Source organism: Kineococcus lubricus (assembly GCF_050871965.1).
Lineage (GTDB): Bacteria > Actinomycetota > Actinomycetes > Actinomycetales > Kineococcaceae > Kineococcus.
Map to the genome: position 1 here is coordinate 137,292 of NZ_JBJLSK010000005.1, position 13,957 is coordinate 151,248.

The window sequence follows — 13,957 nt, forward strand, 5'->3', positions numbered from 1 at the left end:
CCCGGAGAAACCCCGTGAAGCGTTCCACCCTGCCCTCCCGCACGCCCCGGCGCGTCCTCGCGGTCGCCGCGACCGCTTGCGGCGCAGCGTTCCTGGCCGCCGCGCCGGCCTCGGCGCACGTGCACGCCGTCCCCGACGCCACCGCCGCCGGCGGCTACAGCGTCGTGACGTTCCGCGTCCCGAACGAGTCCGACGCGGCCGCGACGACGTCGGTGCGGGTGACCCTGCCGACCGACCACCCGTTCACCTACGTCGCGACCCGGCCCGTCGCGGGCTGGACCGCCACCGTCACCGAGGGGGCGTTGCCCGAACCCGTCGAGACCGACGGGGTGACCGTGACGCGGGCCCCGCTGACGATCACCTGGACGGCCGACCCCGGGACCGCGGGCATCGGCGTCGGGCAGTTCGAGGAGTTCGAGGCGAACGTCGGCCCGCTGCCGGAGGAGGGGACCCGCATCACCCTGCCGACGGTGCAGACGTACGCCGACGGCGAGGTCGCGGACTGGGCCGACGTCGCGGCCGAGGGGGCCGCCGAACCGGAGCACCCCGCGCCGGAGTTCACGACGACGGCGGCCGCGGACGGCGCCGACGCCCACGGCGCCCACGGCGCGACCACCGCGGACGACACCGCGGACGACACCGCGGACGGAGCGGCGGACGACGCCGCGCAGGAGTCGGCGCGGGGGTCGGACCCGCTGGCCCGCGGGCTCGCCGGCGGGGGGCTGGTCCTGGGCCTGGCCGCGCTGGTGGTCGTCCTGCTGCGCCGCCAGCGCTGACCCACCCGCGCTGACGCCCCCGGCGATCGAGGACCCCGCGTCCCCGGTCGCCGGGGGAGGGGCCGGGCGGGTGGGGAGCGGGGCCGGGCAGGTCTTTAGATAGGCTAACCTCAGTGCCGAGCCGGGCCGTCCGCTCGAAACCCCCTGGAGCTGTGATGATCGTCGTGTCCCGTCGTGCCCTGGCACCCCTCGGCGGGGCCGCCGCGCTGGCCCTCGCCGGCTGCGGGGCCTCCGAGGTCGTGGAGCCGGGGAGCACCGCCACCGCCGGTGAGGGCGGCACGCGGTACCCGGTCGTGCTGGACAACGGCGGCCACGAGGTGCGGGTCGAGGCGGCGCCGCAGCGCGTCGTCTCCCTGGACCAGAACTCCACCGAGATCCTGCTGTCCCTCGGCCTGGCCGACCGGATCGTCGGCACCGCGTCGTGGACCGACCCGGTCCTGGAACCGCTCGCGGAGGTCAACGCCTCCGTGCCGCGGCTGGCCGACAACGCCCCCAGCTACGAGGTCCTCATGGGCGCCGACCCCGACTTCGTCACCGCCTCCTTCGGCCGGCACTTCGAGGAGCAGGGCGGGGTCGCCACCCGCGAGCGCCTCGCCGAGACCGGCGTCGGCAGCTACCTGTCGCCCACCGACCTCGACGACGGCACCAACGTCAACGGCGGCAGCCTCAGCCGCACCACGCCCCTGACGATCGACGCCCTGCACACCGAGATCCGCGAACTGGCCCGGATCTTCGACGTCACCCAGCGCGGTGAGGACCTCATCGCCGACCTGACCGCGCGGGCCACCGCCGCCGTCGAGGGCGTCGACCTCGGCGGGCGCACCGTGATGTTCTGGTTCGCCGCCCTCGACGCCCCCTACGTCGCCGGCGGCCGCGGCGCGGCCGCGCTGCTGACCCGCACCGTCGGCGCCGAGAGCGCCTTCCCCGACGAGGACCAGGACTGGCCCGCCCTGACCTGGGAGGCCGTCGTCGCCGCCGACCCCGACGTCCTCGTGCTGGGCGACCTGCACCGGAACCGCTTCCCCGGCGACCAGCTCGCCGAGAAGCAGGGGTTCCTGCGCACCGACCCCGTCGCCGGCACCCTCACCGCCGCCCGCGCCGAGCGCTGGATCGCCCTGCGCGGCGCCGAGATGAACCCCTCGATCCGCTACGTGGACGGCCTGGAGAAGGTCCGCGCCTGGTGGCAGGACCACGGCAGTGACCTCTGAACCGGCCCTCGCCGCACCGCCCGCGGCCCGCGCCGCGCGCCCGGCCCGCCGCCGCGGCGGGGTCGTCGCGTTCCACGTCCTGGCCGTCGCGGCGCTGCTGCTGTCGGTCGCGGCCACCGCGACCCTCGGCGCCGCCGACGTGTCCCTGGTCAACGTCCGCGACATCCTGCTGAACCACCTCGGGCTCGCCGACGTCCCCGTCCGCGTCTCCGAGGACGCCATCGTCTGGCAGGACCGCGTGCCGCGCTCCCTGGTCGCCGCGGCCTGCGGCGCCGGCCTGGGGCTGTGCGGGCTGGTCATGCAGTCGCTGCTGCGCAACCCGCTGGCCGACCCCTTCGTCCTGGGCATCTCCTCGGGCGCCTCCACCGGCGCGGTCGCCGTCGCGATCCTCGGGCTGGGCACCGGGCTGGGCCTGTCGGCGGGCGCGTTCGTCGGCGCCGTCGCCGCGTTCGCGTTCACCCTCGTGCTGTCCCGGCTGACGCGGTCGGGGTCCACCGGCACGCTGCTGGCCGGCGTCGCCGCCACCCACCTGTTCTCCGCCCTCACCTCCCTGGTGGTGTTCGCGTTCGCCGACTCCGACGAGACCCGCGGCGTCATGTTCTGGCTGCTGGGGTCGCTGGAGGGCATCCGCTGGCCCGACGTCGTGCTCACCGCCTCCGTCGTCGCCGTCGGCGCCGTCGTGGTCCTGGCGCACGCCCGCCGGCTGGACGCCTTCGCGTTCGGCGAGGACGTCGCGGCGTCCCTGGGCGTCCCGGTGGCGCGGGTCCGGGCGGTCCTGCTGCTGCTGACGGCCCTGGTGACCGCGACGCTGGTCAGCGTCGCCGGGACCGTCGGGTTCGTGGGCCTGGTGCTGCCGCACGTCGCGCGGCTCGTCGTGGGGCCCGGGCACACCCGCACCGTGCCGGCCACGATCGTGCTCGGCGCCCTGTCGATGGTCTGGATCGACGCGCTGTCCCGGGTCGCGTTCTCCCCGACCCCGCTGCCCGTGGGCGTCGGGACGGCCCTGGTCGGGGTGCCCGTCTTCGTCGTCCTGCTCGTGCGCCGCCGGAGGGTCCCGTGAGCCTGCACGCCCGCGACGTCCGCTGGCGCCGCGGCCCGCGGCTCGTCCTGGACGGCGTCACCCTCGAACCGGCGCCGGGGCAGACCGTCGGCCTGCTCGGGCCCAACGGGTCCGGGAAGTCCTCGCTGCTGCGGGTGCTGCACGGCGCGGCGGCCCCCTCGTCGGGGTCGGTCCTGCTCGACGGCCGCGACCTGCACCGCACCCCGCGCCGCGAGGTGGCGCGGCGGGTCGCGACCGTCACCCAGCACGCCGAGACCGACGTCGACCTCACCGTCCGCGACATCGTCCGGCTCGGCCGCACCCCGCACCGCCGGCCCTTCGCCGGCCCCGGCGCGCGCGACGAGTCCGTCGTGGAGGAGGCCATCGCGCTGGTCGACCTGGGCGCCAAGGCCGACGACTCCTGGCACACGCTGTCCGGCGGGGAGCGCCAGCGCGCCCACATCGCCCGGGCCCTGGCGCAGGAACCGCGGGAACTGCTGCTGGACGAACCCACCAACCACCTCGACGTGCGGCACCAGGTCGAGCTGCTGGCGCTGGTCGCGGCGCTGCCGGTGACCACCGTCGTCGCGCTGCACGACCTGAACCTCGCCGCGGCGTACTGCGACGTCCTCGTGGTCCTGCGGGCGGGGTCGGTCGTCGCGGCCGGCGCCCCGGAGGAGGTGCTGACGCCCGGGCTCGTCCACGACGTCTACGGCGTCCGGGCGCACGTCGCGCCCGGCCCGCACGGCAAGCTCACCGTCGTCTTCCTGCCCCCCGAGCCGCGGGTCCCCGCGGCGCCGGGAGCCGCGCGCGCCTGAGCCCGGCCGGGTGAACCCGGTGCCGGTTCCCTCAACCGGCGCCCCGGTCCGGTCGACCGCCTGTCCGTGGTGAACGGACCGACACAGAACTACGCCGAGGGCGGCCCGACGACGTGGCGCCCCCGGCCGGTCCTGGCCGCTCTCGTCCGGGCCGGCGCCTCCGGCGGGCCGGTGCTGTTCGCCCTCGCCGCCGGGACCGCGGCGGCGCGCTGGCTGCCCGCGTCCCGGATCGGCCTGCCGCCGCTGCTGTGGCTGGCCCTCGTCGTCGCCCTGTCGTCGGTGCTGCTGCTCGTCGTCTCGCGCCGGCTGCGCCGGCTGGTGCCGCTGGCCGCGCTGCTGCGGCTCAGCCTGGTGCTGCCCGACCGGGTGCCCAGCCGGTTCGAGGTCGCCCGCCGCACCTGGTCGCCCACGGTCCTGGAGCGGGACGGGGGCACCCGCGAGCACGCCGGGGAGGACACCGGGGAGGACGACCGCGAGGGCGCCGGGGGGTCCGCGCAGCGGCTGCTGGCGCTGGTCGGCAACCTCGCCGCGCACGACGACCGCACCCGCGCCCACGGCGAGCGCGTCCAGGCGTACGCCGCGCTCATCGGCCGCGAGCTGGGCCTGCCCGACGAGGACGTCGACCGGCTCAGCTGGGCCGCGCTCCTGCACGACGTCGGCAAGGTCCACGTCCCCGTGGACGTCATCAACAAGAACGGGCGGCCCTCCGAGCAGGAGTGGGCCCTGCTCCAGGAGCACCCCTGCCACGGCGGCCGCCTCGTCGGGCCGCTGCGTCCCTGGCTGGGCCCCTGGCTCGACGGCGTGGAGCAGCACCACGAGCGCTGGGACGGGACCGGGTACCCGCGCGGCCTGGCCGGCGCGGACGTCTCCCTCGCCGCGCGGATCATCGCGGTCGCCGACACCTACGACGTCATCACCTCGGCGCGCGCGTACAAGAAGCCGATGTCGGCCGAGCAGGCCCGCGCCGAGATCACCCGGTGCGCGGGGTCCCAGTTCGACCCCGAGGTGGTCCGCGCCTTCCTGTCGGTCGGCATCGGCCGGTTGCGGCTCGTCGCCGGCCCGGCGACCCTGCTGGCCGCGCTGCCGGGGGTGGGGTCCGTCCCGGCGCAGGCGCTGTCGACGGTCTCGACCGCCGCGCAGACGGCCGGTGGGCAGGTGCTCGCGGCGGTGCTGTCGGCCACCGTCGGGGTCGGTGCGGGGGTGACCGCCGCCGCGGCGGTCACCGCGCCCGCCGCCGCGCGGGTCACCGACGTGGACCTCGCGCGACCGGCCGCGGCCGGGACCCCGGCCGGGACCCCCGCCACGACCCCGGCCGCGACCTCGCCCACGTCCCTCCCGGCGACGACCGCCCCGGTGGGCGCCCCGGCCCCGGCTCCGGTGGCCGTCGCGACCACCGCCCCGACCGGTGCCCCGCCGCGGGACGGCACCCGGGCGGCCGTGGCCCGCACCGCGGGCCGCGCCGCGACCTGGACCGCGACCCGCACCACCGGCCGCCCGGCGCCCACGCCGACGGCGAGGCCCACACCGGCGGCCACGCCGACGGCCACGCCCACGTCGGTCCCGACGTCGGTCCCGACGACGGCCCCGACGACGGCCCCGACGACCACGCCGACGGTCACCCCGACGGCGGGGCCCACCGGCAGCCCGACCACGACCCCGCCCGCCACGACCCCGCCCGCCACGTCCCCGGCGCCGAGCCCCCCGACCGGCGCACCCGGCGCGACCGCCACCGCCACGCCGACGGCCGCGCCCACCGCCGCTCCCACGGCCACGGCGACCGCCACGCGCACCCCCATCGCCACGCCCACGCCCACGCCCACGCGCACGCGCACCCCCACCGCCACGCCCACCGCCACGCCCACCGCCACACGCGTCGGCAACTGCAGCGGCAACGGCCAGGGGAACGGCAACGGGAACGGCAGCGCCCCCTGCTGAGCGCCGCTCAGGCCGACAGGCCCTGCACGGCGTGGACGACGGCCTCGTGCAGCCCCGGCTCGCCGAGCAGCCGGAAGTGCCCCTCGTAGGGCAGCTCGACCTCGACGGCCCCGGCCAGCGGTGCGGCCCCGGCCTCCCGGGGGACGTGCGGGTCGAACCGGGGCCGCAGCGCCACGGTGCGGGCGTGGGACGCCGTCTGCGCGGCCAGCCGCCGGATCGCGGGGTCGCGCGGGGACAGCCGCCGCACGGGTCCGGCGGGGAACCACGTCGCGTACCGGGATCCGCTGAACGGGGTGGCGACGGCGACGAGCCCGGCGACGCGGTCGCCGGCGTCCGGCCGCGCCATCACCTGCTTGGCGATGAGGCCGCCCTTGGAGTGCCCGACGAGGACCACGCCGCGCAGGTCCAGCGCGAGCAGGCGCTCGCGCACCAGGCCCGCGGACACCTCCAGGTCGGCGGAGTTCGTCCCGAGGCCGGGCACGACGTGCACGGGGTGCCCGGCGCGGTGCAGCGCGTCGCCGAGGTCGCGCAGGACGTGCCAGGTCTCCCAGATGCCGGGGACGAGCAGCACGGGGGCCGCGGTCCCGCCGGACCAGTCGGGGCGGCCGGGCCGCAGCTGGGCGCGGACGAGCCAGGCGTAGTCGGCCAGCCGAGCGGACAGGCGCACCGCGCTCAGCGCCCGACGAGGTCGTGCAGGTGGGCGGCGACCTCCCGGGCGTGGTCGAAGACGACCGAGTGCGCGCCGGGCACCTCCGCGAAGGTGCCCTTGCGGGCCCGGTCGGTCAGCAACCGCGACCAGCCCTCGGGGGCGATCGCGTCGTGCCGGCCGCGCAGCACCAGGACGGGGACGTCGAGGTCGCCGATCCGGTCCTCGATGGGGTAGCGCATCATCGACGGCAGCGTGTGCGCGAACCAGCGCCACCCGCACCGCAGGTACCCCTGCAGGGACATGCCGAGCACCACGGCGGGTTCGAAGACCGCCGACTGCAGCAGCCGCAGGCCCTGCCGCGGCACCGAGCGCTCCTCCAGGTTCACCGGTGGGCCGATCAGCGCGACGTGCGCGACGGCGTCGGGGTCGTCCAGGGCGGCCTCGACGGCGACCTGCGCGCCCATGGAGTGCCCCACGAGCAGCACGTTGGTCAGGTCCGCGCCGCGGATCCAGGACGCGACGAGCGCCCCCATGTCGCGGGTGGTGAGGGGCCGGTCGGGGTGGGGGACCCCGGCGAACCCGGGCAGCTCCAGCAGGTGCACGGTGCCACCGCGGGCCAGCTCCACGGCCAGGTGCTGGAAGTAGTCCGAGGACACCCCGAGGCCGTGGACGAGGACGACGTCGTGGCGGTGCTCGGGAGGCACGTCGGCGGTCTCGGCGATCCACATCGTCCACGTCCGCATCCACAGCCCGTCGAGGTGGACCCGGTCGATGCGCAGGGTCAGTCCGGTGGGCATGTCGAACGGGGTCACGCGGCGGGGCACCGGATCATCATCGCCCGGCACCCTGGGAGCGAGCCCCACGCCGACGCGGCCCCGCTCGACGCGTCACGACCGGCGACGCAGAGTAGTCGTGTACGTCCGGTCATCACATCCGCGTGTCGTTCAAGGTTGCGGGCCAGGCGCCGATGGATAGGGAGCCGCTCGATCCGGAGCGGTGTCCCACGGCGTCGGAACCCCGCGCCGGCGGCAAGGAAGGTCAGGTGCGACGTGGGCCCCATCAAGGTCCTCACGGTGGACGACTCCGTCGTCGTCCGCCGGATCGTGACCGACGTCCTCGCGTCCGATCCCGACATCGAGGTCGTCGGGACGGCGGCCAACGGCAAGATCGCCCTGGAGAAGATCGCCCAGCTCAAGCCCGACGCGGTGACCCTGGACATCGAGATGCCCGTCATGGACGGCCTCGAGACGATCCGGGAGATCCGCAAGATCGACCGGCGGCTGCCGGTCATCATGTTCTCCACCCTCACCGAGCGCGGCGCGACCGCCACCCTGGAGGCCCTGTCCTCCGGCGCCTCCGACTACGTGACGAAGCCGGCCAACGTCGGCAGCGTCAGCGAGTCCATGGAGTCGGTGCGCCAGCAGCTCATCCCCAAGATCAAGGCGCTGGTCCCCGGGCTGCTCACCGCGGCCCCCGCCCCGGTCGCCGCGGCCCCCGCCCGGCCCGCCACCCCCGTCCCGACGCGCGAGCGCGCCCCCGGCGGCAAGGCCCCGCGCGCCCTCGTCGTGGGCTCGTCCACCGGCGGCCCCGAAGCCCTGTCCGCCGTCCTGGCCAAGCTGCCCGCGAACATCGGCGTCCCCGTCCTGGTCACCCAGCACATGCCGCCGGTGTTCACCCGGCTGTACGCCCAGCGGCTGGACAAGGCCAGCGCGCTGACCGTGGTCGAGGCCGCCGACGGCGACGTCGTCACCCCCGGCACCGTCTACGTGGCCCCCGGCGACTTCCACATGGAGGTCACCCGGCGCGGCCCGCAGATGGTGATCAAGTTGAACCAGGGACCTGCCGAGAACTTCTGCAGACCCGCCGTGGACGTCATGCTCCGGTCCGCGGTCGCCGCCTTCGGCGGTGAGCTCCTCGCCGTCATCCTGACCGGCATGGGGTCGGACGGGAAGCTCGGCTGCAAGGCCGTCGCGGCGGCCGGCGGTCAGGTCCTCGCCCAGGACGAGGCCACCTCGGTGGTCTGGGGCATGCCCGGCGCCGTCGCCCGCGAGGGCATCGCCGACGAGGTCCTGCCGCTGGGTTCCATCGCCGACGCCATCCAGCGCCGGCTCGGGCCGGCGGCGCGCACCGCGTTCCCCGGCCCGGCCCCCCGCACCACCCCCGCCACCGCCGCGGGGACCCCCAGCACCACGAGCAGCCGCTCCAGCACCAACCCGCCGGCCCGTCCGCCGGCGTTCCGTCCGGCCGCCCCCGCGGCCCGTCCCTCCCAAGGCAGGTGGTGACATGGCACTCACGCCCACAGCCTTCGACTGGGTCTGCACCCTGGTGCGCAAGGAAAGCGCGATCGTCCTCGAGAAGGGCAAGGAGTACCTCGTCGAGTCCCGGCTCGTGCCCCTGGCACGCGCTGCGGGTGCGAGCGACGTCTCGGCCTACGTCGACGGCATCCGGTTGCGTCCCGACCGCGGTGCGCAGACCGCCATCGTCGAAGCGCTGACGACCAACGAGACGTCCTGGTTCCGAGACGGTGCGCCCTTCCAGGCGTTCTCGACGTCGGTGCTGCCCGCCCTGAAGCAGGCTCGCGCCACGACGCGCTCGCTGCGCGTCTGGTCGGCGGCGTCGTCCACCGGCCAGGAGGCCTACAGCCTCGCGATCAGCCTGCAGGACAGCCTGGTCGCCGAGGGGTGGCGTGCGGAGATCATCGGCACGGACCTGTCGAACGAGGTGCTGGAGAAGGCCAAGGCGGGTCGTTACTCGCAGCTGGAGATGAACCGCGGCCTGCCGGCGCCCCTGCTGGTCCGGCACTTCACGCGGGTCGGGACCCAGTGGCAGGTGAACGACAACCTCAAGAAGATGGTGCGTTTCCAGCAGCTGAACCTCACCAGCTCGTACGCCGCCCTCGGGCAGTTCGACGTGGTGTTCCTGCGGAACGTGCTGATCTACTTCGACCTGGAGACCAAGCGGGACATCCTGTCCCGGGTCCGGAAGGTCCTCAAGCCCGGGGGATACATGTTCCTCGGTGGTGCAGAAACGACGCTCGGCGTCGACGAGAACTGGGACCGCGAACTCATCGGACGAGTTTCGGTCCACCGTCCCAAGAACGGAGGTCAGGCATGAGGGCTCTTGTTGTCGACGACTCCCGCGCCATGCGGAAGATCATCGCCGGTGCACTGCGCAAGCTGGGTTACGAGACGGTCGAGGCGGCCGACGGCGCCGAGGCGCTGAAGGTCCTCGAGGCGGGCCCGCTGCCCGACCTCGCGACGGTCGACTGGAACATGCCGGTGATGGACGGTCTCACGTTCGTCACCCAGGTCCGGGCGAACCGCGACTACCGCGCGCTGACGCTGATGATGGTCACCACGGAGGCCGAGCACGGGCAGATCGTCCGCGCGCTCGCCGCCGGGGCGCACGAGTACCTCATCAAGCCGTTCACCGTGGAGTCCCTCGAGGAGAAGCTCTCCCTCCTCGGGCTCCTGCCGGAAGGGGCCCAGGCGTGACCGAGCTGGTCGAGGAGTACTACGACGAACCCACCGACTACGTCGAGGACGAGGCCCTCGGGCAGATCGTCGACGCGATGTGGTCGTCCTACTTCGCCCACACCGAGTTCCTGCTGCCGTCCTTCGAGCAGCACGACATCGAGGGCGACATCCTCTGCGCGTCGGTGACGATCTCCGGGGCCCGCCCCGGCATCGTGACCGTCAGCGTCGAGCGCGAGCTGGGCCGACCGCTGTCCGCCGCCCTCCTGCAGGAGGACGGCGAGCTGAGCGACGAGGACGTCTACGACTCCCTCGGCGAGGTCGCGAACATCGTCGGCGGCAACATCAAGGCGCTCGTCCCCGACGCGGGCTCGCTGGGCCTGCCCGTGGTCTCGACCGCCCTGCCGCTGCACGGTGGTTCCGACCGCCTCGCGGCGCGCCTGGACGCGAACTGGCAGGGCCGCTGGATGACGTTCGAGGTCTGGCTGTCCGGCGGCGGCACCGAGACCGGGCAGGGGTGAGGTCGTGAAGGCCCTCGTGGTCGACGACAGCCGCGTCATGCGGCAGATCGTCATCCGCACGCTGCGCCAGGCCGGGTACGACTGGGTCGACGTGGTCCAGGCCGAGAACGGCAAGGAAGGCTTCGACGTCGTCCGCGAGGAGAACCCGGACATCGTCCTGTCCGACTGGAACATGCCCGAGGCCACCGGCTACGAGATGCTGCAGAACCTGCGCGGTTCGGGCATCGACGTGCCGTTCGGGTTCGTGACGTCGGAGGGTTCGGAGGAGATGCGGGAGAAGGCGGCCGCGGCCGGCGCCCTGTTCCTCATCGCCAAGCCGTTCACGCCCGAGGCGTTCGCCGCCGCGCTGGCCCCCGTCCTCGGCGGCGACGCCGGGTCGGGTGCGGCGGCGGAGACCGCCGTCGCGCAGGGCGAGGTGAAGTTCGACGTCAACCCGTTGCCGTCGAACCTCGCGATCCGCAACCTCCTGTCGGACCTGCTCAACCGCGACGTCGAGCTGAAGGACGGCCCGGCCGTCGCCGTCGGCGGCGTCCCCGGCTCGCTCGTCGGGCTGTACGTGGACGACCACCTGAAGTCCAAGGCCGTCGTGGTCTTCGACTTCGCGCTCGCCGCGCACGCCGGTGCCGCGATCGGCCTGCTGCCCCCCGGGGCCAGCGAGGCCGCCATCGAGGACCGCGACCTGCCGGAGAACCTCGCGGTGAACGCCCGCGAGGTCCTCAACATCATGGCGTCGCTGTTCAACGTGGAGGGGGCGGCGCACCTGAAGCTGTACGCCTCCTACGTCCCGGGCGAGGTCCTGCGCCCGGACGTGGTGGACTGGGCGACCCGCACGGGCAGCCGCCTCGACCTCGCGGTCGAGGTGAGCCGCTACGGCAAGGGCGGCCTGAGCATCACCACGTTCTGACCGCCTGACCCGAGAACCCCTCGTCCGACCGGACGGGGGGTTCTCGCGTCCGGTCCCCCGGACGGCGACGGGGCCCGAGCCGGAAGGCGCTCCCGCCCGCACCCCCCGCCGCGCCACCCTGGCGGCGTGACCACCACCGAGGACGCCGTCCTGCTGCTGCTGGACGGCGGGCCCCGCACCCCGGCGCCCGCCGTCCTGGCCGCGGCCACCGGCGGCGCCCTGCTGCTCGACCTGCTCGACGGCGGCCACCTCCACCTCGAACCGTCCGGCGTGCTGCCCTACCGCCGGACCGTGCGGCCCACCGGGCCCGGCCCCGCCGACCCGCTGCTGCGGCGCGCCACCGCCGTCGCGGGCGGGCCCACCGGGACGGGGCTGCCCGCGGTCACCGCCGTCGAACGGCTCGCCGAGCAGCTCGTGCCCCTCGTCCTGGACCGGCTCACCGCCGCCGGTGCCGTGCAGCCGCGCCGCGCCGGGTTCGGGGCCGGCCTGCTGGGCGGCCGCGACGGGTGGGCCCTCACCGCCGTCGGGGCCGCGCTCCGCGACACCGCCCGCGAGCGCGTCCGCGCCGCCCTGACCGGCCGGCGGACGGTCACCGGCGCCGACGTCGCCCTCCTCGCCGTCCTCGCCGAGAGCGGCCGCGGCCTGCCGCTGGCCGGGCTCGGCTGGTCCGCCCGGCGCGCCGCCACGACCCGGGCCCGCGCCCTCACCGCCGCCCTCACCGGCCGCGCCGCCCTGCGCTGCGCCGTCCTGGCCGCCGTCGACGGCCACGGCCCCGCCTACGCCCGCCCGGGGGAGCCGGCCCGCGACGCGCTCGCCTCAGCGCAGCAGGATCGCGGTCGTGTCGTCCGGTCCCGCACCCCAGCGCGGGTCGGGGGTCGGCCGGCCCAGCAGGTACCCCTGACCGCAGTCGACCCCCAGGTCGGTCAGGACGGCCAGCTCGTCGCGCCGCTCGACGCCCTCGGCGACCATCGTCGAGCCCAGCTCGGAGGCGAACCCCACCAGGGCCCGGGCCACCGCGCGCCGCGCCGGGTCGGCGTCGATGCCCCGCACGAACGCGATGTCCATCTTCACGATGTCCGGGGTGAGGTGCAGGACGTGCTGCAGGCTGGCGAAACCGGCGCCCGCGTCGTCGACGGCCACCCGCACCCCGTGCCCGCGCAGGCGCGCCGTGGCGTCGGTCAGGGCGGCGTAGTCGGCGACCGGGTCGTGCTCGGTGACCTCCACGACGAGCCGGTCGGGGACGGCCGACAGCAGCAGCTCGTGGGTCCGGTCGTCCAGCAGCGCCTCCGCCGACGCGTTCACGCTGAGGTAGGCCCCCGCCGGCAGCGCCGGCAGCATCCGCAGCGCTGAGGCGATCGCCGCCTGCTCCAGCCGCACCCCGATGCCGGAGGACCGGGCGTCGCTGAACACCTGCTCGGGCCGGCGGGCCACGCCGGTGGCGCTCGCGAACCGGCTCAGCGCCTCGGCCCCCACCACGCGCCCCGAGCGCAGGTCCACGATGGGCTGCACGACGGTCGTGCGGCCGGTGCCGGCGACCAGGGCGTCCAGGGAGGCCAGCCGGTCGTCCCGCTCGCTGCGCCGGCGGTCCCGGTGGTGCAGGACGCCCGCGACCAGCGCCGCGACGACGTGCAGGGCCTCCTGCTGGCGGGAGTCCAGCCGCGGCCGGTGCGGGGTCTCCCCGACGCCCACGAGCCGGCCGTCGGCGACCCCGTCGGGCCGCACGACGTCCACCGTGAGCGCCGCCGCGCCCAGGTCGGTGCCGGCCAGCAGCCGGACCGTGGAGTGCGGGTCCAGGGCGCTGCTGGTCTGCTCGACGTGGTGGGGCGTGGTGACGGTGCGGCGGGTCAGCGCGGCGACGGGCGTGCCGAAGATGTCCCGGGCGAGGTCCAGGAGCTGGGCGACGGCGTCGGCGTCGGTCTCGGTGTCGTCGTCCCGCGCGTGTCCTCGCACCGGTCGACCTCCCGCGGACGTTGCCTCGTGCCTCGTCGCCCTCGCCCCGTCGGACCGCACAGCGGGGGGTCGGTGCGGGCGCGCGCCGGGGGCGTTACCGGTCAGGACCTTCCCAGAACCGGCGCCCCCCGGCAACCACGAGCCGGTCCCGGCGAGGACCCGCGCCCGCCCCCCCGCGGCACCGATGACTTCCGGCGCCGCCGCCGGTCGCAGGGGTGTGCGCCCGGACCCGCCGGGCGGCCGTCCCCAGGAGGTTCCCCGTGGCCCCGACCCTGAGCCCGTACGTCTGCCTCGCCGGTACCGCGCGCGAGGCGCTCGCCTTCTACCGCTCCGTCCTCGGCGGGGAGGTGACCATCTCCACCTTCGCGGAGTTCGGCGGGGGCGGGGAGGGCGTCGACCCCGACGCCGTCATGCACGGCCAGCTCGACACCCCCGCCGGGTTCACGCTCATGGTCTCCGACGCCATGCCCGGGATGGCGGCGAACTCCGACGGCAACGTCGCCCTCTGCCTGACCAGCGACGACGCCGTGCAGCTGCGCGCCTGGTTCGACGGCCTCGCCGAGGGCGGGAAGGTCACCACCCCCATGGAGCGGCAGGTGTGGGGCGACGAGTACGGCGCCCTCACCGACCGGTTCGGGGTGGACTGGATGGTGAACGGCGCCACGCCCCCGGAGTGAGCGGGGG

13 protein-coding genes and 2 pseudogenes are annotated in these 13,957 nt (G+C 75.7%); 12 read left to right on the forward strand and 3 right to left on the reverse strand.

Annotated elements, in window-relative coordinates; all coding sequences use genetic code 11:
• The first annotated feature begins 14 nt into the window (after positions 1 to 14).
• From ACRYRX_RS05470 to ACRYRX_RS05490, 5 genes are all read left to right on the forward strand, one after another.
• A complete protein-coding gene (locus tag ACRYRX_RS05470) occupies positions 15 to 776 on the forward strand; it encodes a YcnI family protein (protein ID WP_432510816.1) in 762 nt (253 codons plus the stop codon).
• Positions 777 to 931: 155 nt separating this feature from the next.
• The gene (locus ACRYRX_RS05475) at positions 932 to 1,984 is read left to right on the forward strand and encodes an ABC transporter substrate-binding protein (protein ID WP_432510817.1); all 1,053 of its coding nucleotides are present in this window, start codon (positions 932 to 934) and stop codon (positions 1,982 to 1,984) included.
• Positions 1,974 to 3,044 (forward strand): FecCD family ABC transporter permease, encoded by a 1,071-nt coding sequence (locus ACRYRX_RS05480; RefSeq protein WP_432510818.1) that lies wholly within the window; start codon positions 1,974 to 1,976, stop codon positions 3,042 to 3,044. Before ACRYRX_RS05475 ends, ACRYRX_RS05480 begins: the two co-directional genes overlap by 11 nt.
• Complete coding sequence (locus ACRYRX_RS05485) at positions 3,041 to 3,841, forward strand: ABC transporter ATP-binding protein (RefSeq protein WP_432510819.1); 801 nt, start codon at positions 3,041 to 3,043, stop codon at positions 3,839 to 3,841. The genes ACRYRX_RS05480 and ACRYRX_RS05485 overlap by 4 nt, the downstream gene beginning before the upstream one ends.
• A 69-nt stretch (positions 3,842 to 3,910) precedes the next feature.
• On the forward strand, positions 3,911 to 5,776 hold the full coding sequence (locus ACRYRX_RS05490; RefSeq protein WP_432510820.1) for an HD-GYP domain-containing protein: 1,866 nt from the start codon (positions 3,911 to 3,913) through the stop codon (positions 5,774 to 5,776).
• A 7-nt stretch (positions 5,777 to 5,783) separates the two neighbouring features.
• On the opposite strand, the gene ACRYRX_RS05495 is transcribed toward ACRYRX_RS05490, so the two are convergent.
• Together ACRYRX_RS05495 and ACRYRX_RS05500 are read right to left on the reverse strand one after the other, a co-directional pair.
• Positions 5,784 to 6,443, reverse strand: coding sequence for an esterase/lipase family protein (locus ACRYRX_RS05495; protein WP_432510821.1), 660 nt, complete (start codon positions 6,441 to 6,443; stop codon positions 5,784 to 5,786).
• A gap of 5 nt (positions 6,444 to 6,448) precedes the next feature.
• The gene (locus tag ACRYRX_RS05500) at positions 6,449 to 7,249 is read right to left on the reverse strand and encodes an alpha/beta fold hydrolase (RefSeq protein WP_432510822.1); all 801 of its coding nucleotides are present in this window, start codon (positions 7,247 to 7,249) and stop codon (positions 6,449 to 6,451) included.
• 225 nt (positions 7,250 to 7,474) lie between these two features.
• On the opposite strand from ACRYRX_RS05500, the gene ACRYRX_RS05505 reads away from it, so the two are divergent.
• The 6 genes and pseudogenes from ACRYRX_RS05505 to ACRYRX_RS05530 all read left to right on the forward strand — a co-directional run.
• Positions 7,475 to 8,707 carry a protein-glutamate methylesterase/protein-glutamine glutaminase gene (locus tag ACRYRX_RS05505; RefSeq protein ID WP_432510823.1) on the forward strand — a complete coding sequence of 411 codons (1,233 nt, stop codon included), beginning with the start codon at positions 7,475 to 7,477 and terminating at the stop codon, positions 8,705 to 8,707.
• A 1-nt stretch (position 8,708) separates the two neighbouring features.
• A complete protein-coding gene (locus tag ACRYRX_RS05510) occupies positions 8,709 to 9,539 on the forward strand; it encodes a CheR family methyltransferase (protein WP_432510824.1) in 831 nt (276 codons plus the stop codon).
• Positions 9,536 to 9,919 carry a response regulator gene (locus tag ACRYRX_RS05515; RefSeq protein WP_432510825.1) on the forward strand — a complete coding sequence of 128 codons (384 nt, stop codon included), beginning with the start codon at positions 9,536 to 9,538 and terminating at the stop codon, positions 9,917 to 9,919. The genes ACRYRX_RS05510 and ACRYRX_RS05515 overlap by 4 nt, the downstream gene beginning before the upstream one ends.
• On the forward strand, positions 9,916 to 10,419 hold the full coding sequence (locus ACRYRX_RS05520) for a chemotaxis protein CheX (protein WP_432510826.1): 504 nt from the start codon (positions 9,916 to 9,918) through the stop codon (positions 10,417 to 10,419). The genes ACRYRX_RS05515 and ACRYRX_RS05520 overlap by 4 nt, the downstream gene beginning before the upstream one ends.
• A gap of 4 nt (positions 10,420 to 10,423) precedes the next feature.
• Positions 10,424 to 10,780, forward strand: a pseudogene (locus ACRYRX_RS05525) (response regulator); the annotation flags it as partial.
• A 669-nt stretch (positions 10,781 to 11,449) separates the two neighbouring features.
• Positions 11,450 to 12,058, forward strand: a pseudogene (locus ACRYRX_RS05530) (GPP34 family phosphoprotein); the annotation flags it as partial.
• Positions 12,059 to 12,139: 81 nt separating this feature from the next.
• Here ACRYRX_RS05530 and ACRYRX_RS05535 read toward each other — a convergent pair.
• Positions 12,140 to 13,273: an EAL domain-containing protein gene (locus ACRYRX_RS05535; RefSeq protein WP_432510827.1), complete on the reverse strand. Its 1,134-nt coding sequence runs from the start codon at positions 13,271 to 13,273 to the stop codon at positions 12,140 to 12,142.
• Positions 13,274 to 13,533: 260 nt separating this feature from the next.
• Between ACRYRX_RS05535 and ACRYRX_RS05540 the strand changes: the two genes are divergently transcribed.
• On the forward strand, positions 13,534 to 13,950 hold the full coding sequence (locus tag ACRYRX_RS05540; protein WP_432510828.1) for a VOC family protein: 417 nt from the start codon (positions 13,534 to 13,536) through the stop codon (positions 13,948 to 13,950).
• Positions 13,951 to 13,957 lie beyond the last annotated feature (7 nt).